Source organism: Janthinobacterium agaricidamnosum, from assembly GCF_003667705.1.
Lineage (GTDB): Bacteria > Pseudomonadota > Gammaproteobacteria > Burkholderiales > Burkholderiaceae_D > Janthinobacterium.
Map to the genome: position 1 here is coordinate 4869578 of NZ_CP033019.1, position 23524 is coordinate 4893101.

Sequence of the window (23524 nt, forward strand, 5' to 3'; positions counted from 1 at the left end):
TGAAATATCAAATGCACAACAAAGCATCAGGAAAATAAAATCGAAAATGATGAAAATTAACCAACTTATTTACCAGCTTGATTCATTCTCATTAAATTTGAGAGCTGATCTATGCCCTCAAAAACAGATGGCATCTTTTCATCACTCATAACTATATTAGAAAAAATAACGGTTTCAAATCTAGCCAAGGTATCTGCATTTTTCTCTTTAATTTCTGACGCGTACTTAGCGTAATCCTGAACAAATTCACACAAGGCCTTTCTCAATTCCAGTTGCGAAAGCTGCACTTTACATGACTCTGCATTTTTTAATGCGATTCTAAAAAATATATCAGCATTAAAGATATCGAAACAGATAATAGTGCCACGCTCCCCACAAATGGCAATGATGAAATGTTGAAATTCTCGTGATTGTAATACACAAGAAATAATTCTACAAACAATAAAAACAACAATGCGCCGCCAAACCATTTCATAATAAAAGTATTTCTATTAAGCTCTAATTTTTTTTCCGTAGCAATATTATCAAACCCTTTATGTAAACCAACAAAATTAAAAGCATTCCGATAGCTCTCAAGTGTTGCACGAAGACGTTCGACAATCTGCTGGTGAGAATCTAAATCAACATTCCAATCTGTTAATTTATTTTTTATCTCATCAGCAATTCGTGGCACCTCAACCAAATATCCCATTTTCTCATCATTTAATGTCTGCTTTAAAATTAATAACGGCAATTTATTTCTCGTGAAATTAATTTCAGATTTGAGTTCGGACGAGAATTTATCGTATGAATCTACCACGAAGTTCAAAAATGCCACTACATCGCCAGGTAAATCATTCAGCATTGATAAGTCATATTCAAAAATAAACCTATACAACATCACCGAATAAAGATCCACATATTGAGAAGTCACAGGATCATTAGAAATTCGCACACTACCAGCAATAGTATTAGAGCAAATCCTAATATTATATGGACAACGTTTATCAAACTCATCGGCGTTTACGGCAACAAATTCCGCCGCGACATTAAGGTGCAATGCCTTAATACGATCAGTCTGATTATGATTAATGGAAGTTTTGCAATATTCAATAACTTTCATCAACTCGTTTTTTACAGCAAGAGATTCAAAAAAAATAGTTTCACTCATAATCATCCAATGTTCTACTTAACAATATTCGGCAATTTAGAAGCATATTCAGCCAAGTGAGAGGCTGAAAAGTGGGCATATCTTCTTACCATTGCCGCACTTTCCCAGCCGCCTAACTCCTGCAAAACATTCAATGGAGTTCCATTTTGCACATGCCAACTGGCCCAAGTATGCCTCAAATCATGCCAACGAAAATTCTCTATTCCACAACGTTTCAATGCTTTATACCATGCTGCAGTAGTAACCTGTACTACTGGCTCACCTTTATAACTAAAAACCCTTATTGGGTGCCTCCCACGCTGCAATGTAACAACACGTAATGCATCAGAATTTAGCGGTACCGCAATAGCTTTCCGGGACTTTGATTGATCAGGGTGAATCCATGCTAAACATCGACCTAGATCAACTTGACTCCAGCACAGACCCGTAACATTCCCCTTTCTCAATCCGGTTGCCAAAGAAAAAGCCATCATCTCAGCAAGGTGAGGCGGTAGCTGAGAAAGAAGTGATTCCGCCTGTGTATGAGTAAGATATCGAATACGTCGTACAGGCTCGCGCAACAACCGAACTTTTGGCACAATTGGCAACCACTCCCAATCTACACTGGCGCGAATCAAGATCGAACGTAGCAGTGCAAGCATTCTATTAACCGTACCGTTTGCCACACCCGTGGCAATTTTTCTGTGTGCTAACGAATCAACGACTGGCCGGGTAATCTCAGCTATCGGTAGACCGCTAAGATACCTATCCAGCCAGCGAATAATACATTGATCGGACTTCAAAGAGGCTTTATCAGCCTTTTCAATTAACCACCGGGCAACGGCCTCATCCCAAGTTTTCTGCATAGCACCGTCCAGCGGAAACACTAATTGTGACGACTCCAAAACTCCCATATCCAGGTCTCTCCAAATGTTGCCCCAAATAAACTATACAACATTCAAAACGGACATTCATGCACGACATCAGGTAGTCCCGGAGCAGTCGCAAGGTAGACAACCCCCAGTCCGTTATTACACCAGGTCTGCAAACCATCCATACAATGCCCTTCAATAGCACGGAAAGCGGCCTGCGCGGCGCCGAGCATCGACGTGCACCCCAACAGGCGCCATGAGTGAACTTCGGGCACCACGATGCCCTTAGAACGGAAATAACGTTTCTGATCGAGCGCCCTACACTGCATTTCCTTGCCGCAGTACTTGGCAATGTAGCTGGCGATCTTGTGCGCACCAGTGACACCAAAACCGAAGCGATGCGGATCACGGACATTGACCTGCCCCATTTGTTCACCGTTCGGCCCACGACCCAAGACGCTTTGCCAAATCGAGCGCAGGAGCGCGTACATTTGTCGACCCGCCACCGCCACATGGAAGTGCAGCGCGCCGCGCTCCTGCTCCTCGATGACAGCAACATAGTGAAATTGTTTGTGCTTACCGAGCTTGCGGCAGAATGCTTTCCAGTGCTTGAGTGCTGTCTCACGATCCACCATATTTTCTCGATACGTCAACGTGACCATGCGATCTGCGCCGATCTGTTTGCAGCAGTGCTTGACGTTCTTTTTCGCACGGCGGCCAGCATCATCATCGTTTGCCTCACGGTTTTCGGACTCGCCGCGCTTGGCCTTCGTTTTGAGCAGCCTTGCAGGGCCTACAAAGTGCCGTTCCTTCGTTACTGTCACTTCACACTGTCCGTCAGGGAAAACGCGCTTACGGGCTGTGTAGTTGTCGTTCCATGTATTCTTGATGCCTTCGTCGTCCCACCAGTCCGGGCGATGTTGCGCAGATGGCTCTACAGGCGAGAAATCAATTGACGCTAAAGCGTTTTCATAATCTAATTCGGTCATTCGGTAGTCCTGTAACGGCAGGTTTATCGAAGGCCCCGGGCATTTAGTAGATGCCTGGGGCTTTTTTTTGTCCATCAAAAACTGGTCTGAAATCCTGTACTGCACATGCCCGTAACTGCGATTTCTACTGCTGTGTTCTTAAGTGTCCCTAATACAAGTTTAGCGGCGCTTCGCGCCGCCACCCGCGCTGCGCGCAGATAGCGGCACCAAGCTTTCCGCTACCGTTTGCGCAGCAATTGCTGACGCAATAATTTCTCTATCACCTGATCCGGCGTAATGTCCTTGAAGCGGATATACGCCTTCAATCCTTCCAGCACCTGCGCATCAACATGCACCGTCAGAAATGCCTTGCCATCGTCACGCAAACGCTCCCTTCGCTCTTTTTTCCGCTGTGCACTGGTCTTTGCCGCACCAGTTGCCGGACGCCCTCTGCCCCGTTTAATCGGGCCGAGTAGATCAATCGTCTTGTCATCCTCAAGCTGTTTCATGTGCATACTTTCAAAACGGTTTTTCAGAGTGGGCCGTACTGGCCAACGTGCAGCGACGCAGTACTAAGCGTGGCGGCGGACTGCCCGCTAAAACTTTGAAAACGTGTCGCTCCTCGCTCCGATGCGCACGGGCCACCTGACGCCATTACTTCAAAATCAACCGCCGACTTCGATATGCCCTCAAAGATTTTGCCCTCCGGGCCGCTTGTGCCGTCACCCCGGAATTAACGTGACAAGTCACCGTTTTTCTGACGTTCGGGGAACTTGCGCACTCAAGATCAGCACCAGATCGGTATGCAGCTTCGTCCCCGATCGAGCAGCCCACGAAGACGGCAGAAACGAGAAGCCAGAGGAACTATCGACGGTTTGCGCATCGTTCAAGCCGCCAATCAACAGCACTTCGCCATCGTTGACCGTCACCGCCGTTTTGACTTGGCGCTTAATCAGCGTGGGTGAACCCGTCACGCCGCTGGCCGTTGGCTTAAAACTGGATATTTGCCCATCGATGGCGAGATTGATTTTCCCGCTACCGAGTATCTTTGGCAGCACGTCGACGATGACGCCGGAAGGCCGATAAACGATGTTTTGCACGCTATTGCCGGAATTGTCTTTGCCAGTGCTGGCAATCGTCGGCGTTTCATCGCCCACCGTCAGCACCATTTTTTGATAGTCGTCGCCCACAATGCGGCTGTTCGATACTTGCTTGAAACGGCCGTCTGTGTTGAGCGCATCGATAACCAACTGAAAATTGGTTCCGCGCAAGCTGATCGCGGACGCCGAATTGACGCTCCCCAGCGACGCGCCGAACTTCGCACCGAGCACGCTGGCCATGATGGAAATGCCGCGGCCCGAGCTGGCGTTATCCGTGACCTCGACCCACGACGCCGACACATCAACCATACGCGGCAACTGATCGAGCGCACCGAGCAAGATGCGCATCTTGTTTAACTCCGACGCGCTGCCGGTCAGCACAATTTGATTGCCAGCCGCCACAGCACTACGCGGACCAAACGCAGCCGTCACGACCTGCACCAAGAAATCAGCCGAACGGCCAGCCGGCGCGTATACCTCTGATTCATCATCACGGCGCCGGCCGGAAGTACTGCCTGCAATGCCACTGGCATACCCACCGTCAAAATACCCCTCATCTGATTTAAGCCTGTTCAGCGGCGCAAACAAGGCCCCAGCAGATGACGACGCGCTTTGTGTAGCAACTTCAGGCGGAAGCGACACAACCGGAGCTTGGGCGGAACGAAAAGACTGCGCTGCACGCAGGTAATACACGCCATCGCGCAACTCGGACGAAATGCCCTGATCAGAAAGCACACCCTCAATAAAAACTGGCAATTGCTGGGGCGTTAAAGAACGTACAGAAACTGAGATTTTGCGATCCAACGCCAGTGCATCCGGCGCAATCACGAAATCGCGCTCAAGAAGATTTTTGTACGTCGCCTGCGCAAATGACACCAGCGAGACAGATGACAGATTGATGGCCACGGGCTGATTATTGGCCAGCGCCATGCAGGGCAACAGCATCAGGTACAGGAGCCAATTTTTCATACAGCACCCCGCACCCACAAGCCCGGCTCAATCTGCGCTATCCAGCCGCCATCCACGAAGCGAAAACGCAGAGCAACCACGACCCGACCGTCAGACAAGTTAACCATATATTTCGATCCTTGATTGATATAACCAACACCCGCTATCGTCTTCGAATAGACAAACTCCTCCTTTTTCTGCGCAACCTCAGGCGCGAAAAATGAGCCTCCAAAGTGGTATCCAAAAACGCCAAGAACGACGCCCAACAGCAGCGAACAGAATAGAAATTTAGACATATGTTTGTGTGGTGGTTTAGGAGGCAGCGCCCTAGGGCGCAACAGCGACAAGGCGGCAGGCGTAGCCTGCAATGGCCCGATGAAATCGGGAGGAACACCCACGGCAGCAGATAAGTGCCATGCCGAAAGCAGCGAGTGCGTGCCATGGGGGTAGCTATCAGAAAAGACTTGCGTGGTGTTATAGGCATTGTTCAAGTCATCGCCCCGGAAGTACCAGCGGTCCGCCACCAGCCCATCAGGAGAAGCGCCCAAGCGCACAACACCAATGTGCAAGCGGGGCATACTGCCCGTCGATGCACCGGCCGTCATAAAAGCAATGGCGGGACTCAGAAGCGGTACCTTCATACGGTCAAGACGATTCAACCGCACCACATACTCAAGCAGCGATTCGCGCAACTGTTTGTCGACCTGGCTGATGTTCTGCATGATGAAAAAAATGTCCCAGCCATACTTGCGCGCATGGATCGCCCATTCGAGCATTTCCGCCCTACCCTTGTCTTGAAAATTGCGCGTATTGAGCCACGAACCGCACTCATCGAGAATGAGCGCGCCATTGTGGTGCTCATCAAATCCCGGCAGCAACTTAGGCGACGGTGCAATCGCCGTGATACCAGCGCGACCATGCTGCAACATAGGCTCAAACTGGATGAACCTGTTCCCACTACCTACCATGTACAAATCGACCGCTGATGGCTTGTCTGGAACTCGTATGACCACGCTTTTATCCGTCGCTGGCATCAGATGCTCAAGGAAAACGTCGCAGTTTGTCGCAACCCTCTTGCCGTCCCGCAGGTAACGCCTGATCTGATCGATTGCCGCTTTACCCTTGCCACTGCCAAGCTTGCCTGTAATTGCATAAACAGCCATATCGAGCGCCTACTTAACAACAATATTCAGGCCTTTTTTCTGAAACACGTAGATTTGGCAACAGAGCCATACCGACATATAACAAGAAGCTGCCGCCATCGTCGTGGAATTAAATGCAATGCCAAGACCAACGGCAAAGCTTGGATGCGAATTAGAAATACCAGAAATTCCCTGCGCACAAACCCCGCGTGCGCATGACTGCATTGCAGCTATAACGACTGCAAAAAAACCCAGCATGACCAGTACAGCGGATATACGAAAAGCTTTTTCAAGCACCATATATCTGCCAAAAAAACTAATCAAGAATGTAACAATAGATACAAGTAAATTTGCAAGAAGTGGCATGATTTAAGCCTTAGAAGCAGAAGCAATTTGTTGAATTGAACCAATCACGGCAAAAAAGCAAATAACACCAGAAATAAATTTTGCAAATATTTCAACATACGTACAAATATTTACCTGATATGCCGCGCCAGTTATAGGGTTAGATACAGTCGGATTCGAACAAGTGGCAGTATTAATCTGCGGGAACCAGTCCCCATACATTAATTTCTCTTTCACAAGTGAACCTATTTGATCCAGCCCACTTTTATTAGTCGATTCAATTTCCTTAAGCCAAACATCACCCGGCCCTGTATCTAATGTCGGCGTGCCAGTTTCATCAATACGGCAAGGGGATTGACCGGGTGCACCGCAAGGCTGTTTGACAGAACCTGTATCACCACCTGTGCCGGTACCTGTGCCGTTGCCGTTGCCTGTGCCGTTGCCTGTGCCGTTGCCGGTTCCTGTACCCGTGCCGTTGCCATTGCCGTTGCCGTTGCCGGTTCCTGTGCCGTTGCCGTTGCCGTTGCCGGGATCAGTCGGATCAGTCGGATTTGTCGGATTTGTCGGATTTGTCGGATTATTCGGATCACCGGGCGTATAAGGCGGAGGATTCGAATCCGGAAGACTTTCCACCGAACAACGCTCACCGTTATTAGTCAAGGTAATATCGTAATGCAATAAGAACACACCATTAGCATCACTCGGACCTTCATGACCCTTACCTACATCATCTGCAGACTTAATTTTGGAAATGCAGCCATCGATACAATATGAAGCCGTAAAAAAGGAGCCATTCGGCATAATAGGTTTAACAACTATCGACTCATTATTAGGACCACGCTTGTAATAAGCAGATGGAATATCATAAGTACCAGCCGAGTCGCCCTCAACACACTGAGCACGAACGCATCTAGAACCAATCGGCTTTGATGAATCTTGCTCAAAACGTCCACCACCTGGACAAACCTCAACAAGCTCGCCATAAAGCCAATCCTCCTCCTTACCCATGTACACAGTAGTAAGCTTATAAATATCAGCACGAACATTTGCGCATTTAATCGTGGCTTTCGGAGAATAAGATTGCATGACAGAAACAATACCTGCGCAGTCATTACTGGGAACAAGTGGACGAGCGCCACCCGCCGCTTCAAAATACACTTTACCGCCAGCAGCAGCAGAATAAGAACAAAACAACATCAGAAAAAACAGCAATAAGCGCACGTCGTCACCTCCCCCAAAAAAAAAGGCGACCGAAGTCGCCCATACCACAGAGCCGGACTTAGCCAGCCTTCGAGAATGCTTTTTTCATCATCTTGATACCCCAGAAGCCACCGGCGACCAATACCGCGACAGCGAACGCTGCCGAAATGTACGTGCTGGCAGTACCGGACAAAGCAGTGATCGCAGCGACGCCTTGATCATCAGCAGCCGACGCACCAGCCGAGACAGCAACAGCACCAACCAGAGCCAAACCGCGCTGAATATTTTTGTTCATGTTCAATTCCTTAAAAATTGGCCTACAAGTACGATTGACGACGGCCGAACGCCAAAAGAGAGCTAATCCAATATTTCGATAGAGCGGCGGATAATTCGCTGTATCGAACCAGCGGCATACCCGATCCCAAACGCACTCAAGGCATAGCCAACGGCGGCGGCGATAGTCATTATTTGTGCTCCAAAAATCGGGCAATAATGTACTTGAGCAGATGTACGCCGCAGACAAACAGGCCAGCCAAAAACAGAATGGGCCAGAGATTTTTAAGCAGGATCATCGTTGCGCCCCTGCGATCCAGCCCAACGCGAACAGCACCACTACGGCCGCTGCAAAAAACGCATCCAAAGCCTTATCCTGCGCCGCCACTGCCGCCACGTATTCAGTGCCTGACTCGACCACGTAGGCACATGCAGACAATTCAGTGGGCGCGCTAGACACCGTGTACAGCACGGCACCAGACGGAGCATCTGGCCCCGTCATTTGTGTGGAATCGACGCAGGAAGGCATGGGAAATTACGAAGCGGTTTGTTGACCTGGGTTCGCCTTGATGACGGGAGCCGCTGCAGCGGACTTTGCTTGGGAAGCAGCGGAAATTGGAGTGATAGAAAAGACCTGCGCGCCGACACGTTTGTCCTGCGAGATCGAGACTTCGAACTCAACCTCATACATGCCCGGTTGAGTGTCTTTGAAGCGCTCCGGCAAGACCAGCTCACCGATTAACGGCTCGATGACGCCGGTATCGCGGTTTGGCTTGTGGACGATGCATTGCGCCATGCGCATATCGTAGTCATTGCCGGTTTTTTTCGAACGGCCCGCCACTTGGGTGACGTGCAAAATTTGAATGGTATTTTTCATGGTCTTTTCCTTGGAGTAAGTCGCCCGCTAGAGCGATTAAGTTTTTGCACGGATCAGCAGCCGAAAAAACCTCCCAAGGCGTACCAGTGGGCAAACAGGCGGCCCGTGGGCCGGAGACTGAGCGGTTTACATTCAAGCTGAATGTGCTATCGTTAACTTCGTCCAATCGGACAAATTAAAATGTCCGTTCGGACTAGCTAAGTGCGATATTAATGTCCATTTGGACTAATTGCCAATGAGAAAATACTATGGAATATCAGGAATTGATAGCAAGAGCGTTACAAGGTAGGAAAGTGCTGCCTGTAGCGAAGGCGTGGGGCGTGCCTCAGAAGACACTGGATCGCTATGTGAATGGCGAGAGAGTGCCCGACTTCCATACGACTATAAAAATCATTGAAGAGTCGGGCGTCCCTGCAGACGAGGTAGTGCGGATCATAGCTGCCCATGAGCAGCTACGTAAAAATGGTGGGCCTCCCGTGAGTCGAACACGGCACCAACGGATTATGAGTCCGCTGCTCTAACCAAGCATGAGCTAGAGGCCCGGGGACTGCGGCTTGGCGGCGCTGTTGAAAACCCGCCTCGCGCGGCCGTTTTGGAAACGGACACGCGAGGATAGGGGTATCAGGGGCGTACGTCAAGCCCTATTGGCTTCTAGTTGCCTTCCAAGAAGCTTTTCAGCTTGTCGGAGCGCGATGGGTGGCGCAGCTTGCGCAGCGCCTTGGCTTCGATCTGGCGGATGCGCTCGCGCGTCACGTCAAATTGCTTGCCCACTTCTTCCAGGGTGTGGTCGGTGGACATTTCGATGCCGAAACGCATGCGCAGCACTTTTGCTTCGCGTGGCGTCAGGGAATCGAGCACGTCCTTGACCACGCCCCGCATGGACGCGTGCAGCGCTGCGTCGGCCGGGGCCAGCGTGTTGTTGTCCTCGATGAAGTCGCCCAGGTGGGAATCGTCGTCATCGCCGATCGGCGTTTCCATCGAGATCGGTTCCTTGGCGATTTTCATGATCTTGCGGATCTTGTCCTCGGGCATCTCCATCTTGATCGCCAGGGTGGCCGGATCGGGCTCCGCGCCTGTTTCTTGCAGGATCTGGCGCGAGATCCGGTTCATCTTGTTGATCGTCTCGATCATGTGCACGGGAATGCGGATCGTGCGCGCCTGGTCGGCGATCGAGCGGGTAATCGCCTGGCGGATCCACCAGGTCGCATACGTGGAGAACTTGTAGCCGCGGCGGTACTCGAACTTGTCAACGGCCTTCATCAGGCCGATATTGCCTTCCTGGATCAGGTCGAGGAATTGCAGGCCCCGGTTCGTGTATTTCTTGGCGATCGAAATGACCAGGCGCAAGTTGGCCTCCGTCATTTCGCGCTTGGCCTTGCGCGCCTTCATTTCACCGGCCGCCATCTGGCGGTTGATATTGCGCAAGTCCGGCAGCGGCAGTACGACACGCGCCTGCAGGTCGATCAGGCGCTGCTGCAATTCCTTGACGGTCGGAATGTTGCGGCCCAGGATGGCGCTGTACGCGTGTCCTGCGTTGACTTCGCCATCGACCCAGTCGAGGTTGGTTTCATTGCCCGGGAAGACCTTGATGAAGTGGGCGCGCGGCATGCCGCAGCGGTTCACGGCCACGTCGAGGATCTGTTTCTCGATATGGCGCACTTCGTCGACCTGGCCGCGCAGGGTGTCGCACAGCTTTTCCACCACCTTGGCCGTGAAGCGGATGCCCAGCAACTCTTGCGAAATGGCTTCCTGCGCCTTGGCGTAGGGCTTGGAGTTGTAGCCTTCCTTTTCGAAGGCGCGGCGCATCTTGTCGAATTGCTGCGAAATGACGGCAAATTTTTCCAGCGCCGTGCGTTTCAGGGTTTCCAGCTGTTCGGCCGAGAAGCCGGCGGCGCCCGAAGCGCTCGCTTCTTCCTCTTCTTCCTCTTCCTCTTCTTCCGCTTCGCCTTCTTCCTCGTCTTCTTCGACGGGAGCGGACACGACAGGGGCGGCGGCGACCGGTTCGTTCTCATCGACGAGGCCGTCGACGATTTCGTCGATCTTGATCTCTTCGTTGGCGATGCGGTCGGCGGCGGCGATGATCTCGGCGATCGTCACGGGACAGGCGGAAATTGCCTGGATCATGTCTTTCAAGCCATCTTCGATGCGCTTGGCAATCTCGATCTCGCCTTCGCGCGTCAGCAGCTCGACCGAGCCCATCTCGCGCATGTACATGCGCACCGGGTCGGTGGTGCGGCCGAAATCGGAATCGACGGTCGACAATGCGGCCTCGGCGGCCGCTTCCGCCTCGTCATCGCTGGTGACGACGGCAACGTTATCGGACAGCAACAGCGTTTCCGCATCGGGCGCGTGTTCGTAGACGGCGATGCCCATGTCATTGAAGGTACCGATGATGCCTTCGATGGCTTCCGGATCGACGATGTTTTCGGGCAAGTGATCGTTGATTTCCGCATACGTCAGGAAACCGCGTTCCTTGCCGAACTTGATCAGGGTCTTGAGTTTCTGACGCCGGCGCTCGAGTTCTTCTTCGCTCGCTTCCGTGTCGGACGAGAACGCGTCCTTCAGCAGCGCGCGCTCTTTCGCCTTGCGGTCCTTGGCCTTGGCCTTGTCGACGGCCTTCAGTTCGGCCCGCTCGACGGCGTTCAGGGCGGCGACTTCATCATTTTCTGGCTGGAATTCTTTTGGCTTGCGGCCGCGGCGGCCTGGCACTTTTACCGACGGCAAGACATAACCGGACGTATCGATGGCCGCCAGGGTAGCGGCGTCGGTGGTCTGGCTGACCACGGGCGCGCTGGTCACGCGCGCTTCTGGCCGGTCGAGCGCCTTTTCGGCTTTCGTGGTAACTTTAGTGGGCTTTACAGCCGCTTTGGATTCGGGTTTCTTGATTGGCACAGGCGCTTTCGATTACACAACGACTTGCTTTACGGTGGATTAGGATAAAGTTTGCTGCCAGTTCCCTGTCTACCTGCGGGAACCACCATCTTCGAACCTGCCGACTACGCAAATTCGACACTGTTACGTTACTTACACCTCATCGGCCACGATCCGCGGGAAGCGCAGCAATTCCTGTCCACCGGCTGTTGCCAGCCGCCTCGGCAAAAATTCCTGCATCGACCGCGTTGGGAGCGAGGGCCTGGCGCGGCTTGCCAGCGTCTGCGAGCCTTGCCCGCAACGCCGAAAGCGCCAGTTGGCCCTGGCTGCCGACACGATCCACCGCGCCGATCAAGAGCCTAACTTACTGAAAACAAATACTATTTACGAAACAGAACTAGCTTGCCAAAGCACACAATACTTAGCATTTAATTATAGCACGCGAAAAATGTTTTTCCAGTGCGCGACATACCCTCAGGGCAAGGTTAGCGATTCACCAACTCGGCATCGCGTTCGCGTTCCAGCTCGCCCTGCTCCTGCATGATTTCGCGGTAGCGTACACCAATTTTCTCCGATGGCAAACCCGACGCAAACAATTGCTGCAATTCCGCCTTCAAGGCATTCAGTTTGATCTCGCGGATGGTGCTCACCAGCCACGACAATTCGCTGTCGTAATCGGATTCCGTGCCGGCCGCGATCTCGCCGATGATCTCGTCGTATTCGCTGCCCAGCTCCTTCAATTGCTGCGCCAGCGCGGCAAAACTGCCGTGCTCGCCCAGCGCCTGGCCTACAGCCACCAGCTGCCCCAGGCTGTGCGCCGCATCCGGCCCCAGGTGCTGGAAGGCGGTCAGGGCCGCCTCGTCGATGCGCAGGGTCAAGGGCGGATGCGCCACCAGCATGCGCATGATCTTCAATTCAAGACCCACGGGCACGGGACGGCCCGATTTCGGCGGCGCGCGGTGCGCCACGGCAACGGGTTTCGCCAGCTCAAACAGGGCTTCGATCTCGGCCGGCGTGGACTGCGTCAACTGCGCCAGGCCCCGCACGATCTGCAGGCGCAGGGACGACGGCGCCATCAGCTGCAGCAGGGGCTTGGCGTCGAACTGCACGCGGGCGCGCCCTTCCGGTTCCGACAAATCATGCTCGCCCGACACTTCTTTCAGCAAGAATTGCGACAGCGGCATCGCTTCATGCACTTGCTGCTCAAAACCCTCGGCGCCGAATTCGCGGATATAGCTGTCCGGATCGTGTTCCGACGGCAAGAACAGGAATTTGATCGTCTTATTGTCCGACACGTGGGCCAGACTCGCCTCCAGCGCGCGGCGCGCCGCGCGGCGGCCGGCCTTGTCGCCATCGAAGCTGAAAATCACGTTATCGGTCTGGCGCAACAGTTTCTGCACGTGGGTGGGCGTGCACGCCGTGCCCAAGGTGGCCACCGCTTGCGGGAAACCCATCTGCGCCAGCGCCACCACGTCCATGTAACCCTCCGTCACCAGCACGTAGCCGGCGTCGCGGATGGCCTGGCGCGCCTCGAACAACCCATATAGTTCGAAACCCTTGGAAAACAAGGGGGTTTCCGGCGAATTCAGGTATTTCGGTTCGCCATGGTCGAGCACGCGGCCGCCAAAGGCGATGACCTGCCCCTTGGTATTGCGGATCGGGAACATGATGCGTTCGCGGAAACGGTCGTAGCGCTTGCGGTTGTTGCCCTCTTCATCGACCTTGTCGATCACTAGACCGGCCTCGGCCAGGGCCACCACGTCGTAATCGGGGAAGACGGAACGCAGGTTATCCCAACCGCCGGGCGCGAAACCCATGCCGAAGCGAGCGGCCACTTCGCCCGTCAAGCCCCGGTTTTTGAGGTAGGCGATGGCTTCCGGCGCGTGGCGCAATTGCCCGCGGTAATAATCGCAGGCCTGCGTCATGGCGTCGGACAAGGCCAGGCTTTGCGCCTGGATCTGCGCGCGCTGTGCCGGCGGGATCTTGTCGTCCGCTTCCGGCACGACCATGCCCACGTTTTGCGCCAGGTCCTTGACGGCATCGACAAAGCCCATGCCCGAGTATTCGATCAGGAAGCCGATCGAGGTGCCATGCGCGCCGCAGCCGAAGCAATGGTAGAACTGCTTGGTGGGGCTGACGGTAAAGCTGGGCGATTTTTCACTGTGGAACGGGCACAAGCCCATGAAATTGGCGCCACCTTTTTTCAGTTGCACATAGCGCCCCACGACATCGACGATATCGACGCGGTTGAGCAAATCGGAAATGAAGGATTGAGGTATCACTGGCTAGGGCGGGTCTTGTTATAGGTCAGACTATACTACCGCACGTGGCCGGAGGTTGAGCCAGGTCAACGTGTGGGCGATTGAGCGGCTGCCAGTGCGACGACTGGCAGCCCTTGCTACTATTGTTGCTTACGCGGCCGGCGTCAAGGCTTTCTTGACCAGCGCGGAGACCACGGTCATGTCGGCGCGGCCAGCCAGCTTCGGCTTGACGATGGCCATGACCTTGCCCATGTCTTGCGGACCGGCGGCGCCCGAGGCGGCCACGGCGGCAGCCACTTCGGCCGCTACTTCCTCGTCCGACAGGCCGGCAGGCATGTAGCCGATCAGGTGCACCAGCTCGGCTTTTTCGATGTCGGCCAGGTCGGCACGGCCACCGGCTTCGAACTGGGTGATCGAATCCTTGCGCTGCTTGATCATCTTTTCCACGATGGCCGTCACGTGGGCATCCGTCAATTCGATGCGCTCGTCGACTTCCTTGCGCTTGATTTCCGCCAGCAACAGGCGAATCGTGCCCAGCTTGCCCGTTTCCTTGGCGCGCATGGCGTTTTTCATGTCTTCGGTAATTTGTTCTTTCAAGCTCATGGCAATCCTCGTGTTGGTAAGTAGGGTTCGATGCTCGTGCAGGCACTCCAAGCAGGCGGCCACAAAAGCGAAAACCCGCTGCGGCGAACCGGAGCGGGTATGCGACTCATCTGAAGTATCACTCCAGGCGAATCAAAACAAAACCCGTGGCGAACAATGCGCCGAACTACCCGGGTTGGTTCTGACTGAACAGTCTTAGAATAATTTTTTCGGCAGTTGTTGGCTGCGGATGCGTTTGTAATGACGCTTGACAGCAGCTGCCAGCTTGCGCTTGCGCTCAGCTGTTGGCTTTTCGTAGAATTCGCGAGCGCGCAATTCGGTCAGCAGACCCGTTTTTTCGATGGTGCGTTTGAAGCGACGCATTGCGACTTCGAACGGCTCGTTTTCTTTAAGGCGAATAGTGGTCATGTAAAATTCAAACCGTTGAGGTGGTGTATAGGAAGAGATAGATAGTAGCAGCTTTTATTCGGAAAGGGAAGCCCCTCCCCCACTTGCGTGCGGCATGCAGCCTGCGGTCGCTGCCGGAATGTGGCGTAAACCACGCACCGGGATCGGCGCACCGGGCGCCAAAACCCCATATTACAGAGTAGCTTACTGCAAGGCAATACCTGCCGCCACGCCGGAAGCCCAGGCCCACTGGAAGTTGTAGCCGCCCAGCCAGCCCGTCACGTCGACCGACTCGCCGATGAAATACAGGCCCGGCACTTTATTGGCCATCATGGTCTGCTGCGACAGTTCGCGCGTGTCGATGCCGCCGCGCGTCACTTCCGCCTTGCGGTAGCCTTCGGAACCGTTCGGCACGATGGACCAGGCATTGATGGCCTGCCCCAGCTTGCGCAGCTGCGCGTCGGGCATGTCGGCGATGCGCGCGTCCGGCGCCAGGCCGTTCGTGGCCAGCAGGCAGTCCGCCAGGCGCTGCGGCAGCCATTGGGCGACGATATTGCCCAACTGCTTCTTCAGGGTGCCCTTGCCTTCGATCAAGGTCTGCGCCACATCGACTTCCGGCAACAGGTTGATGACGATGGGCTCGCCCGGCAGCCAGTAGCTGGAAATCTGCAAAATCGCCGGACCGGACAGGCCGCGATGCGTGAACAGCAAATCTTCGCGAAAACGCGCGCCCGTGGCCTTGCGGCCTTTCAAGCTGCCCGTTTCCACATCCACTTCCAGCGCGATGCCGGACAATTCCGCGAACGGCGCCCAGCTGGCCGGGTCGAATGTCAGCGGCACCAGGGCCGGACGCGGCTCGACCATCGCCAGACCGAATTGCTTGGCGATGCGATAGGCAAAGTCCGTGGCGCCGATCTTCGGGATCGACAGGCCGCCCGTAGCGATGACGATGCTGGCCGTCTCGATGTCGCCGCTATCGGTCTGCAGCACGAAGCCGCCGTCGTCTTGCTGAACAACATTGTCGATCTTGCATGGCATGCGCCAGTGCACGCCGCCAGCGGCGCACTCGTCCTTGAGCATGTCGATGATCTGCTCGGCCGATTCATTGCAGAATTGCTGGCCCTTGTGCTTTTCGTGGTAACCGATCCGGTATTTTTTCACCAGCGCGAGGAAATCCTGCGGCGTGTAGCGCGACAGCGCGCTCTTGCAGAAATGCGGGTTTTCCGAGAGGAAATTTTGTGGGGTGGCGTTAATATTGGTGAAATTACACCGTCCGCCACCCGAGATGCGGATCTTTTCGGCCAGCTTGGCCGCGTGATCGATCAACACCACACGCTTGCCTTGATGGGCGGCAACAGCCGCACACATCATGCCGGCCGCGCCCGCGCCGATCACTGCCACATCAAATTGTTTTGCCATAAGAATTCCGGTCACCGCTGATTACAAAGACGCCATTGTAAACTGCGGCGGCGCGGCTAGCGCGGCCGTGCCGCAATCTGCCGCGATGTCGTCAAGCATTGCTCCACCTGTTCGGCGATCGACGGCGGCACGGGCACCTCGCCGCGCAGCACGGCCGCGATCCAGGCCGCCGTGGTGGCCGCGTCGCGCTCGGCCGGCAAATGCGGCAACTCTTCCACCAGCAACTGCTTTTCCACCAGCACCGTGCGCTCGCCGTCGTGGAACCAGTCGATCTGCTGCGCCTTGTTGGCATTGGCCACCGTTTCGCCTTCCGTGCCGCGCATCAGGAAGGCGTCGCCGCGCGCGGGATCGCAGGCAGTCAGGAAATATTCACCGAGCATTTCCAGGTACTCGGGATGCGTGTACGACACCAGGCGCAGGGCGGGCCCGGCGAACGGCTGCATGATTTTCACGAGGGTGTGCGTGGAATTGCGCACGCCCAGCACGCGCCGCAGCGACAGCATGTGCGCCAGGCGCGGCGCCAGCGCCTCGATGGGCAGGAAGGCCGCTTCGCCGCGCGCCATGGCGGCCTCGGCTTGCGCATGGTCCGGCGAGGCGGGCACACCCAGCGCGGCCAGCACCTCGGCCGTCGTGATGCGGCCCGGGTCGCTGGTGACGCCATGCACGAGCACGGGTGCGCCCGCGCGCGCCAGCAGCAGCGCCAGCAAGGCCGTCAGGTTCGCCATCTTGCGCGCGCCGTTGTAGCTGGGAATGATGATGGGCGCGAATTCGCCTGCCGGCGCGGCCAGCGGGACGAACGAGGCTTCGGCAGCGTCGAGGAAGCCGGCGATCTCGTCCACGGACTCGCCCTTGATGCGCATCGACAACAAAATGCCGCCCAGTTCCAGGTCCGACACGCGGCCCTCGAGCATGGCGCGGTACAGGGCGCGAGCATCGTCGCGCGTCATGCTGCGCGCGCCGTTCTTGCCGCGTCCTATTTCTTTGATGAAACGTGCAGCGGGAAATGGCTCGCCGGCCACATCGGTATAGGGGATGGAAACAGTCGTCATGGCGCCAGCTTACACGGATTTTTCCCCGTGCAGACGGGCTGAAGGATGCCATAGGCGCCGATGCAACAGTCTTTCCAGCTATTTTTTTGATGAATGTGCTTCGCGCCTGCATCCAAACGCGCCGCCGCTGCGTATAAGACTGCACAGGGGGAACTCATCATGGAACACGCGATCAAACAGGAAACGGCCTTCGTCGGCATCGAAACGGGCAAACTGCTGCTGAAAGCCGTGCTGCGCTCGGGCGGCGACGTGCTGTGCAAGGTGCTGGAAAACGACGTGGCCGGCTACCGCTGGCTGCGCAGCTGGCTGCAAAGGAACGACGTGCCCGTCATGGGCTTGCGCGTCTGCATGCGCCTCGACGCCCCGTACAGCGAGACGCCAGCACGCATGCTGGCCGACATGGGCATGCTGGTCTGCGATGCCCAGCCCGCGCAGCTGGCAGACTATCTGCGCAGTCAAGGTTTGCCCGAGGATGCGGCGCACGGCGCCGTGGTGCTGGCCAATTACTGCGAGGACAAACGCCCCGCTGGCTGGACGCCGCCCTCGCCCGCCTACGTGGAACTGCGCTTGTGGCTGCGCCGCCTGCACGCCATCGCAGGCGTGCGCAAGCAGGAGTCGGCGCGCCTCGACGTCCATCTGCAGGCTGGCCAGCATGCGCTGCACGCCCTGTTGTGCCAGCAAATCGCTTGTCTGGACGCACAGATACGCCAGCATGAAACGGCCATCCTCGCGCACGTGCGGCGCCATCCCGGCCTGCCCCGGCCGCCCGAGCTGGCTGGCAACTACCAGCGCATCGCCCGCTACAGCGTTGGCACCAGCGTGACCGGCGGCCGCTGAGCGCCCGGCAGCAAGGGGGCCGGCGGCGTGCCGGCCCTGCCATAAAAACAACTCATGCATTCCGTTTTGGCCCCAACCCCGCCGCCAGGCCGCATTTCCGCTACACTATTGCCTCTTAAAGAACGCAATAGCGAAAGCCGAGCCAGAATCATGAATACGCCAGACATCGAAAATATCAACGTCACCTCTTTCGCGCCCATGCCGACACCGGCCGAACTGCACGCCAAGCTGCCCCTGTCGGAAAGCGCCTTCGACACCGTCAGCCGCGGCCGCGAAGCGCTGCGCAACATCATCGACCGCAAGGACCAGCGCCTGTTCGTCGTCGTCGGTCCGTGCTCGATCCACGACCCCGTCGCCGGCCTCGATTACGCGCGCCGTCTGAAAGCGCTGCAAGAGGAAGTCAAGGATACGATGCTGCTGGTGATGCGCGTGTATTTCGAAAAACCGCGTACCACCACGGGCTGGAAGGGCTATATCAACGACCCGTACATGGACGATTCGTTCAAGGTCAACGAAGGCATGGAAAAGGCGCGCCAGTTCCTGCTCGACGTGTGCGAACTGGGCCTGCCCACCGCCACCGAAGCGCTGGACCCGATCTCGCCGCAATACCTGGGCGACTTGATCGCCTGGACCGCCATCGGCGCGCGCACGACGGAATCGCAGACGCACCGCGAAATGTCGTCGGGCCTGTCGACACCGGTCGGCTTCAAGAACGGCACCGATGGCGACATCAGCATCGCCGTCAACGCGATTTTGTCGTCGGCGCACCCGCACTCCTTCCTGGGCATCAACGCCGAAGGCAACGTCGCCATCGTGCGCACGCGCGGCAACGCCTATGGCCACGTGGTGCTGCGCGGCGGCGACGGCCGCCCGAACTACGATTCCGTCTCGATCGCCATCGCCGAACAGGCACTGGCCAAGGCCAAGCTGCCGGCCAACCTGGTGGTCGACTGCTCGCACGCGAACAGCTATAAAAAGCCGGAACTGCAGCCGCTGGTGATGGGCGACGTGGTCAACCAGATCCGCCAGGGCAACCGCTCGCTGGTGGGCGTGATGATCGAATCGAACATCGTCGGCGGCAACCAGAAGATCCCGCAAGACCTGTCGCAACTGACCTACGGCTGCTCCGTCACGGACGGCTGCATCGACTGGGATACGACGGCCACCATGCTGCGCGACGCGCATGCGCACCTGCTCAATCGCCCGGCGTAAAATATACCGCCAACGATGTTGTCGGATTACGGCCCTGTGGGCCTAATCCGACCTACCGGCCGGCCGCGTCAATACGTAGGTCGGCTTAGCGCGTAGCGCGTAAGCCGACACATCACTGCAGACAAAGAACGGCGCCCTGTGCGCCGTTTTTGCTTTTCCCTTCATCACGCCATCTGCACATGCGGCAGCACGGCGAACGATCCCGCCAGCGCCTGCTCCGCCTTGCTGGCCGGGATATTGAGTTCATTGATGTCCAGGTAGATGCGCCCGTCCAGGATGCGCACTGCGTACAGGCGCGCCATGCCCTGCACGGGCGCCACCAGGCGGCCCGAATCGAGCTCGATGATCCAGCTGTTCTTCGGACCCATCAGGTTTTTCTCCATCAGCACCCCATGCGCCAGCGGGCCGCCCAGGCACGGCACTGTGTCGAGCAGCGCGTAGACCGTATCGTCCACCGCGCGAAACAGCGCCACGCCGGGCAAATCCTGCCACGCCAGCCCCCGCTGCACCATGCGCGCGCCCGCCAGCGGCATGTCCTTCAGGCGGCAAATCATTTTCCATTGTTCCGGCATCGCAAGCTCCCTTGAAAAAGGCACACGCCTGTCTAAGCAAGAGCGGTGCCAATGCCGTTCCAGGCGCAAAGCAGCCAAAATCCCGGGCAAAACCGGCCCGCGCCGCACTGCGCAAGTGCACACTGCCGCCGAAATGGTGCGCCGGCCGCACGGTGGACTGCGCGGCTTTCCTTTACAATGGCGGATTACTCCTCCCTATTCAGTACCTTCATGATTGTTCTTGGCGTCGAATCCTCCTGTGACGAAACCGGCCTGGCCTTGTACGACACGCAACGCGGCCTGCTGTCGCACGCCCTCTATTCGCAAGTCGCCATGCACGAGCAGTATGGCGGCGTGGTGCCGGAACTGGCGTCGCGCGACCATATCCGCCGCGCCATCCCGCTGCTCGAAGAGACCCTGACGAAGGCCGGCATCGGCCTGTCCGAAATCGACGCCATCGCCTACACGCAAGGCCCGGGGCTGGCCGGCGCGCTGCTGGTGGGATCGTCCGTCGCCTGCAGCCTGGGCCTGGCCATCAACAAGCCGGTGCTGGGCATCCACCACCTGGAAGGCCATTTGCTGTCGCCGCTGCTCGCGTCCGAGCCGCCGGAATTCCCCTTCATCGCCCTGCTGGTGTCGGGCGGCCACACCCAGCTGATGCGCGTCGATGGCGTGGGCCAGTACACGATGCTGGGCGAAACCCTCGACGATGCGGCCGGCGAGGCATTCGACAAGTCGGCCAAGCTGCTGGGACTCGGTTACCCGGGCGGTCCCGCCATTTCGCGCCTGGCCGAATTCGGCGACCCGCTGGCGTATAAACTGCCGCGCCCCATGCTGCATTCGAAGGATTTCAACTTCAGCTTTTCCGGCCTGAAGACGGCCGTGCTGACGGTGGTGAAAAACCATGAAGAAAAAGTCATCGCCAATATCTGCGAGCAGGACAAGGCGAACATCGCACGGGGCTTCGTCGACGCCATCGTCGACGTGCTGACGGCCAAGTGCGTATCGGCCCTCAAGCACACGGGCTTGAAGCGCCTGGTGATCGCCGGCGGCGTGGGCGCCAACGCGCAGCTGCGCGCCTCGCTCAATGCGGCCGCCGCCAAGAAGCGTTTTAAAGTGTATTACCCGGAGCTGGAATTCTGTACGGACAACGGCGCCATGATCGCCTTTGCCGGCGCCATGCGCCTGCAGATCAACCCCGACGCCGCCAAGCACGATTACTCGTTCAACGTGCGCCCGCGCTGGCCGCTCGACGAAATCCGCGAAGTCTGATCACGCCAGCAGGAAATTGCGCGCGCCCGCCAGGGCCGCGCCCTCTTCCACCGTTTCATCCTTCAAGTCCACGCCCGACAACTGCCGGCTGAACGCCTGCGACAGCAGGTAGTGCAGCCGGTACGCGGCTGGCGCATACGCCAGCCCCTCGGGGCGCACGTTCGAGATGCAGTTGCGGCGCTCGTCCAGCAAACCTGCCTTGGGCGCCCACGTCAGGTACAGGCCCAGGCTGTCCGGGGAACTCAAGCCCGGCCGCTCGCCGATCAGCACCAGCACGGCCCGCGCTTTTATCAATTCCCCTACCTCGTCGCCGATAGCCACCCGCCCCTGCGCCACAATGTGCACGGGCGACAGCGTCCACGCTTCCAGCGCCAGCCGTTCGCGCAAAGCGGCCAGGAACGGCGCCGCGTGGCGTTGTATCGCCAGCGCCGACAGGCCGTCGGCCGCCACCAGCGCCAGATCCACGCCCTTGGCGCCACCATCCAGCCGCGCGCGTGAAGCATCGTCGAGCCGGCGCCCCAGGTCGGGGCGTTGCAGATAGTCGGCGCGCGTGGCGGCCGCGCTGTGCAGCTGCACGCAGGCTTGCCCCTGCGCGGCCAAGTCGCGCGCCAGGGCTTCGCCATCGAGGGCCAGGTGCACGGCGTCGCGCGCTTGCGCATGGGCCAGCTGGAATGCCAGCTGCGCACGGGTCGGCACGCTCACGCCGCGGCGTCCCAGCGCGATGCGCGCCGCCGTATGCGCGCGCAGCGTTTGCCACGGGGTTTTCTCGTCCATGTATGCTCCCTAATCGTCCAGGCGCAGCAGGGCTGCCTGGAAGGCCGGCGCCAGCGCCACGTTCAGATTTCCCTGCGCATCCGTGATCTGCATCCGTGCCAGCCAGGCCGCGAATTCGGGCGCGGGACGCAGGCCCAGCACGCGGCGCGCATACAGGGCGTCGTGGAACGAGGTGCTCTGGTAGCCGAGCATGATGTCGTCCGCGCCCGGCACGCCCATGATGAAATTGCAGCCAGCCACACCCAGCATGGTCAGCAAGGCATCCATGTCGTCCTGGTCCGCTTCCGCGTGGTTGGTGTAGCACACGTCGCAGCCCATGGGCAGGCCCAGCAGCTTGGCGCAGAAATGGTCTTCCAGCCCCGCGCGCATGATCTGCTTGCCGTCGTACAGGTATTCGGGGCCGATGAAGCCCACCACGGAATTGACCAGCAGCGGCTGATACGCGCGCGCCACCGCATAGGCGCGCGCCTCGCACGTCTGCTGGTCCATGCCGTGGTGGGCGCCGGCCGACAGGGCGCTGCCCTGCCCCGTCTCAAAATACATGACGTTGCTGCCCACGGTGCCGCGCCCCAGCGACAGGGCCGCCGCCTGTCCCTCGGCCAGCAGGGCCAGGTCGATGCCGAAGCTGCGGTTGGCCGCCTGCGTGCCCGCCACCGACTGGAACACCAGGTCGACGGGCGCGCCGCGGCGGATCGCTTCGAGCGTATTGGTGATGTGCGTGAGCACGCAGGACTGCGTGGGAATCTGATATTGAGCTATGACGGCGTCGAGCAGGTGCAGCAGCGAGACCACCTGCGCCACATTGTCGGTGGCGGGATTGATGCCGATCACGGCGTCGCCGCTGCCCAGCAGCAGGCCATCGAGCATCGATGCGGCAATCCCCGTGGCGTCATCCGTCGGATGGTTCGGCTGCAGCCGCGCGGACAGACGCCCTTCCAGGCCCAGGGTATTGCGGAAAGCCGTGACGACACGGCACTTGCGGGCCACCAGCACCAGGTCCTGCAGGCGCATGATTTTCGAGACGGCGGCCGCCATTTCCGGCGTGATGCCGGCGGCCACTTGCGACAGCGCGGGCGTGTCCGTCGCGTCGTCGAGCAGCCAGTCGCGAAAGTCGCCCACGCACAGGTGGGCAATCGGCGCAAAGGCGGCGCGCGCGTGGGTGTCGATGATCAGGCGCGTGACTTCATCGTCTTCGTACGGCACCAGCGCTTCATTGAGGAAGGCCGCCAGCGGCACCTCGGCCAGCGCCAGCTGCGCCGCCACCCGCTCGCGCGCGCAGGCGGCCGCCACGCCGGCCAGCACGTCGCCCGAACGCAGCGGCGTGGCCTTGGCCAGCAGCTTCTTCAGGCTGGCGAACTGGTAAACATGGCTGTCTATCGTATGGCTGAAGCGGGGCATGGACTTCTCCTGTGGGGTCAGACCCGCCGGGTCTGA

23 protein-coding genes and 1 tRNA gene are annotated in these 23524 nt (G+C 57.6%); 3 read left to right on the forward strand and 21 right to left on the reverse strand.

The features are described from left to right. Positions 1-65 precede the first annotated feature (65 nt). The 18 genes from D9M09_RS29205 to ybiB form a co-directional block, all read right to left on the reverse strand. A complete protein-coding gene (locus tag D9M09_RS29205) occupies positions 66-287 on the reverse strand; it encodes a hypothetical protein (protein WP_162995768.1) in 222 nt (73 codons plus the stop codon). Between the two features lie 20 nt (positions 288-307). Beyond that, on the reverse strand, positions 308-1150 hold the full coding sequence (locus D9M09_RS29210; protein WP_162995769.1) for a hypothetical protein: 843 nt from the start codon (positions 1148-1150) through the stop codon (positions 308-310). Between the two features lie 14 nt (positions 1151-1164). Then, the gene (locus tag D9M09_RS21995) at positions 1165-2043 is read right to left on the reverse strand and encodes a tyrosine-type recombinase/integrase (protein WP_162995770.1); all 879 of its coding nucleotides are present in this window, start codon (positions 2041-2043) and stop codon (positions 1165-1167) included. A 44-nt stretch (positions 2044-2087) separates the two neighbouring features. After that, complete coding sequence (locus tag D9M09_RS22000; RefSeq protein ID WP_121670372.1) at positions 2088-2990, reverse strand: rolling circle replication-associated protein; 903 nt, start codon at positions 2988-2990, stop codon at positions 2088-2090. A 218-nt stretch (positions 2991-3208) separates the two neighbouring features. Next, entirely contained in the window at positions 3209-3478 is a 270-nt protein-coding gene (locus D9M09_RS22005; RefSeq protein ID WP_162995771.1) for a hypothetical protein, read from the reverse strand. 237 nt (positions 3479-3715) lie between these two features. Continuing rightward, positions 3716-5038: a type II secretion system protein GspD gene (locus tag D9M09_RS22010; protein ID WP_121670374.1), complete on the reverse strand. Its 1323-nt coding sequence runs from the start codon at positions 5036-5038 to the stop codon at positions 3716-3718. Continuing rightward, positions 5035-6180: a zonular occludens toxin domain-containing protein gene (locus D9M09_RS22015; RefSeq protein WP_121670375.1), complete on the reverse strand. Its 1146-nt coding sequence runs from the start codon at positions 6178-6180 to the stop codon at positions 5035-5037. Before D9M09_RS22015 ends, D9M09_RS22010 begins: the two co-directional genes overlap by 4 nt. Before the next feature lie 9 nt (positions 6181-6189). Next, positions 6190-6525, reverse strand: coding sequence for a hypothetical protein (locus D9M09_RS29215; protein ID WP_162995772.1), 336 nt, complete (start codon positions 6523-6525; stop codon positions 6190-6192). Between the two features lie 3 nt (positions 6526-6528). After that, complete coding sequence (locus D9M09_RS29220) at positions 6529-7725, reverse strand: hypothetical protein (RefSeq protein WP_162995522.1); 1197 nt, start codon at positions 7723-7725, stop codon at positions 6529-6531. 58 nt (positions 7726-7783) lie between these two features. Next, positions 7784-7999, reverse strand: a complete 216-nt coding sequence (locus D9M09_RS22030) for a major coat protein (RefSeq protein WP_070223129.1) — start codon at positions 7997-7999, stop codon at positions 7784-7786. Between the two features lie 513 nt (positions 8000-8512). Beyond that, the gene (locus tag D9M09_RS22040; protein WP_240453442.1) at positions 8513-8854 is read right to left on the reverse strand and encodes a hypothetical protein; all 342 of its coding nucleotides are present in this window, start codon (positions 8852-8854) and stop codon (positions 8513-8515) included. Positions 8855-9317: 463 nt separating this feature from the next. Then, positions 9318-9396: transfer RNA gene (locus tag D9M09_RS22045), tRNA-Ile, on the reverse strand. A 109-nt stretch (positions 9397-9505) separates the two neighbouring features. Next, complete coding sequence (gene rpoD / locus D9M09_RS22050; RefSeq protein ID WP_070223123.1) at positions 9506-11746, reverse strand: RNA polymerase sigma factor RpoD; 2241 nt, start codon at positions 11744-11746, stop codon at positions 9506-9508. Positions 11747-12210: 464 nt separating this feature from the next. Further along, positions 12211-14007 (reverse strand): DNA primase, encoded by a 1797-nt coding sequence (gene dnaG, locus D9M09_RS22055; protein WP_070287782.1) that lies wholly within the window; start codon positions 14005-14007, stop codon positions 12211-12213. Between the two features lie 129 nt (positions 14008-14136). Further along, on the reverse strand, positions 14137-14589 hold the full coding sequence (locus D9M09_RS22060; protein WP_070223119.1) for a GatB/YqeY domain-containing protein: 453 nt from the start codon (positions 14587-14589) through the stop codon (positions 14137-14139). Positions 14590-14784: 195 nt separating this feature from the next. Further along, positions 14785-14997: a 30S ribosomal protein S21 gene (gene rpsU / locus D9M09_RS22065; RefSeq protein ID WP_008451879.1), complete on the reverse strand. Its 213-nt coding sequence runs from the start codon at positions 14995-14997 to the stop codon at positions 14785-14787. Between the two features lie 183 nt (positions 14998-15180). Beyond that, positions 15181-16395, reverse strand: a complete 1215-nt coding sequence (locus D9M09_RS22070) for an NAD(P)/FAD-dependent oxidoreductase (protein ID WP_121670378.1) — start codon at positions 16393-16395, stop codon at positions 15181-15183. A gap of 56 nt (positions 16396-16451) precedes the next feature. Beyond that, positions 16452-17444, reverse strand: coding sequence for a DNA-binding protein YbiB (gene ybiB, locus D9M09_RS22075; protein WP_121670379.1), 993 nt, complete (start codon positions 17442-17444; stop codon positions 16452-16454). A gap of 159 nt (positions 17445-17603) precedes the next feature. Here ybiB and D9M09_RS22080 point away from each other — a divergent pair, with 159 nt between their 5' ends. Together D9M09_RS22080 and D9M09_RS22085 are read left to right on the forward strand one after the other, a co-directional pair. Beyond that, entirely contained in the window at positions 17604-18281 is a 678-nt protein-coding gene (locus D9M09_RS22080; RefSeq protein WP_162995773.1) for a hypothetical protein, read from the forward strand. Positions 18282-18431: 150 nt separating this feature from the next. Further along, positions 18432-19493, forward strand: coding sequence for a 3-deoxy-7-phosphoheptulonate synthase (locus D9M09_RS22085; RefSeq protein WP_070223112.1), 1062 nt, complete (start codon positions 18432-18434; stop codon positions 19491-19493). 164 nt (positions 19494-19657) lie between these two features. Here D9M09_RS22085 and D9M09_RS22090 read toward each other — a convergent pair whose 3' ends face one another. Next, a complete protein-coding gene (locus D9M09_RS22090; protein ID WP_162995774.1) occupies positions 19658-20065 on the reverse strand; it encodes a nitrite reductase (NAD(P)H) small subunit in 408 nt (135 codons plus the stop codon). 210 nt (positions 20066-20275) lie between these two features. On the opposite strand from D9M09_RS22090, the gene tsaD reads away from it, so the two are divergent. Beyond that, entirely contained in the window at positions 20276-21316 is a 1041-nt protein-coding gene (gene tsaD, locus D9M09_RS22095) for a tRNA (adenosine(37)-N6)-threonylcarbamoyltransferase complex transferase subunit TsaD (protein ID WP_099409665.1), read from the forward strand. Here the strand turns inward: tsaD and eutC are convergent, their stop codons facing one another. Continuing rightward, positions 21317-22090, reverse strand: coding sequence for an ethanolamine ammonia-lyase subunit EutC (gene eutC / locus D9M09_RS22100; RefSeq protein WP_121670382.1), 774 nt, complete (start codon positions 22088-22090; stop codon positions 21317-21319). It lies immediately after the preceding gene. Between the two features lie 9 nt (positions 22091-22099). Next, positions 22100-23488, reverse strand: coding sequence for an ethanolamine ammonia-lyase subunit EutB (locus D9M09_RS22105; protein ID WP_121670383.1), 1389 nt, complete (start codon positions 23486-23488; stop codon positions 22100-22102). Positions 23489-23524: the final 36 nt, after the last annotated feature.

Bases quoted from the DNA above. Each gene is read 5' to 3' on its own strand.
- D9M09_RS22090 (WP_162995774.1), bottom strand. From the start codon at position 20,065: ATGCCGGAACAATGGAAAATGATTTGCCGCCTGAAGGACATGCCGCTG.
- D9M09_RS22070 (WP_121670378.1), bottom strand. From the start codon at position 16,395: ATGGCAAAACAATTTGATGTGGCAGTGATCGGCGCGGGCGCGGCCGGC.
- D9M09_RS22085 (WP_070223112.1), top strand. From the start codon at position 18,432: ATGAATACGCCAGACATCGAAAATATCAACGTCACCTCTTTCGCGCCC.
- D9M09_RS22030 (WP_070223129.1), bottom strand. From the start codon at position 7,999: ATGAACAAAAATATTCAGCGCGGTTTGGCTCTGGTTGGTGCTGTTGCT.
- D9M09_RS22005 (WP_162995771.1), bottom strand. From the start codon at position 3,478: ATGAAACAGCTTGAGGATGACAAGACGATTGATCTACTCGGCCCGATT.
- rpsU (WP_008451879.1), bottom strand. From the start codon at position 14,997: ATGACCACTATTCGCCTTAAAGAAAACGAGCCGTTCGAAGTCGCAATG.
- tsaD (WP_099409665.1), top strand. From the start codon at position 20,276: ATGATTGTTCTTGGCGTCGAATCCTCCTGTGACGAAACCGGCCTGGCC.
- D9M09_RS22105 (WP_121670383.1), bottom strand. From the start codon at position 23,488: ATGCCCCGCTTCAGCCATACGATAGACAGCCATGTTTACCAGTTCGCC.
- D9M09_RS29210 (WP_162995769.1), bottom strand. From the start codon at position 1,150: ATGAGTGAAACTATTTTTTTTGAATCTCTTGCTGTAAAAAACGAGTTG.
- D9M09_RS22040 (WP_240453442.1), bottom strand. From the start codon at position 8,854: ATGAAAAATACCATTCAAATTTTGCACGTCACCCAAGTGGCGGGCCGT.
- D9M09_RS22060 (WP_070223119.1), bottom strand. From the start codon at position 14,589: ATGAGCTTGAAAGAACAAATTACCGAAGACATGAAAAACGCCATGCGC.
- D9M09_RS22010 (WP_121670374.1), bottom strand. From the start codon at position 5,038: ATGAAAAATTGGCTCCTGTACCTGATGCTGTTGCCCTGCATGGCGCTG.
- eutC (WP_121670382.1), bottom strand. From the start codon at position 22,090: ATGGACGAGAAAACCCCGTGGCAAACGCTGCGCGCGCATACGGCGGCG.
- D9M09_RS22080 (WP_162995773.1), top strand. From the start codon at position 17,604: ATGGAACACGCGATCAAACAGGAAACGGCCTTCGTCGGCATCGAAACG.
- D9M09_RS22000 (WP_121670372.1), bottom strand. From the start codon at position 2,990: ATGACCGAATTAGATTATGAAAACGCTTTAGCGTCAATTGATTTCTCG.
- D9M09_RS29215 (WP_162995772.1), bottom strand. From the start codon at position 6,525: ATGCCACTTCTTGCAAATTTACTTGTATCTATTGTTACATTCTTGATT.
- D9M09_RS22015 (WP_121670375.1), bottom strand. From the start codon at position 6,180: ATGGCTGTTTATGCAATTACAGGCAAGCTTGGCAGTGGCAAGGGTAAA.
- ybiB (WP_121670379.1), bottom strand. From the start codon at position 17,444: ATGACGACTGTTTCCATCCCCTATACCGATGTGGCCGGCGAGCCATTT.
- D9M09_RS21995 (WP_162995770.1), bottom strand. From the start codon at position 2,043: ATGGGAGTTTTGGAGTCGTCACAATTAGTGTTTCCGCTGGACGGTGCT.